Below are 1,371 nucleotides of genomic sequence, written 5' to 3' on the forward strand. Positions count from 1 at the left end.
AGAATTCATCTACTAATCCTTTATCTGGCCATGTTTCAATCACTTCTTTTAATTCCCTGAAATCTCGTATTACTTCATACTTATGATAAACATTCGGATTCTCAATATATGGTAAAGCACGTTCAGAAAATGAATATCCCTTCGTATCATTAAATGGTGATGTGTATGTTCCATATACACTACCATAACGATCCATTACGTCACCCACTTTAAGGGATATTTCTTCTTTTATGGCATTTCCCATCCGATCAACTACATATCCTTCCGCCTCTGGCCATTTAACTTTTCCAGTAATACTATCAATACAATTAGTGCTAGAAATAACTTGAATATCGGTTTTTACCCCTGCCTCTACTGCCTTATTATAAGCTTCAATATTAGCTAGGATTTTTTCATTCGGAGACAAACTTGATTTATTAATATCCTCAATAAGATTTTTCAAACCAGCATTATCTATATTTGAAAAATCTGTATTTTTAAATATTCCATCCCAAGCTTTGCCTACGACCTCTTCCGAAACCTTAATTTCTTTTATAAATCCAAATTCCTCCAGATATTCAATGGACATTGGTAATTTCCATTGTATTCCTCCACCTACTGCATCAAAGGCAGGCGCAATTTCACCAGCAAAAGAGGTGAAATTATCCATGTCATATCCATATGCTTTAGCATCCATAAAGAATTCATCTACTAATCCTTTGTCTGGCCATGTTTCAATCACTTCTTTTAATTCGCTGAAATCTCGTATTATTTCATACTTATGATAAACATTCGGATTCTCAATATATGGTAAAGCACGTTCAGAAAATGAATATCCCTTCGTACCATTAAATGGTGATGTGTATGTTCCATATACACTACCATAACGATCCATAACGTCACCCACTTTAGGGGATATTTCTTCTTTTATGGCATTTCCCATCCGATCAACTACATATCCCTCCGCCTCAGGCCATTTAACTTTTCCAGTAATACTATCAATACAATTAGTACTTGAGATAACTTGAATATCGGTTTTTACCCCTGCCTCTACTGCCTTATTATAAGCTTCAATATTAGCTAGGATTTTTTCATTCGGAGACAAACTTGATTTATTAATATCCTCAATAAGATTTTTCAAACCCTCATTATCTATGTTTGGAAAATCTGTATTTTTAAATATTTCATCCCAAGCTTTTCCTCCCCTCTCTTCCGCTACCTTCGCACCATTCTTCAAATTCAACTCATCAAAAAACGTCGCCGATTTCTTCTCAATCACTGGCGCATTTTCCACAGGTGTTTTCTTCTCTATATTAAGAGAAAGATTATCGAATTTCTCCCCAGATAACCGGTTCGCATTTTGCGCTTGCCCCTTAGTTTCACTCTTAGCAA

Annotated in this window: 1 protein-coding gene; it reads right to left on the minus strand. The window is 35.2% G+C overall.

Going from position 1 to position 1,371, the window contains the following annotated elements; genetic code table 11:
* A partial coding sequence (locus tag B5P42_RS33045) for a TNT domain-containing protein (protein ID WP_258397578.1) occupies window positions 1-1,371 on the minus strand: 1,371 nt, incomplete at both ends.

The sequence above is a fragment of the Bacillus sp. SRB_331 genome (genome assembly GCF_003264175.1).
Classification (GTDB): Bacteria; Bacillota; Bacilli; order Bacillales; family Bacillaceae_G; genus Bacillus_A; species Bacillus_A mycoides.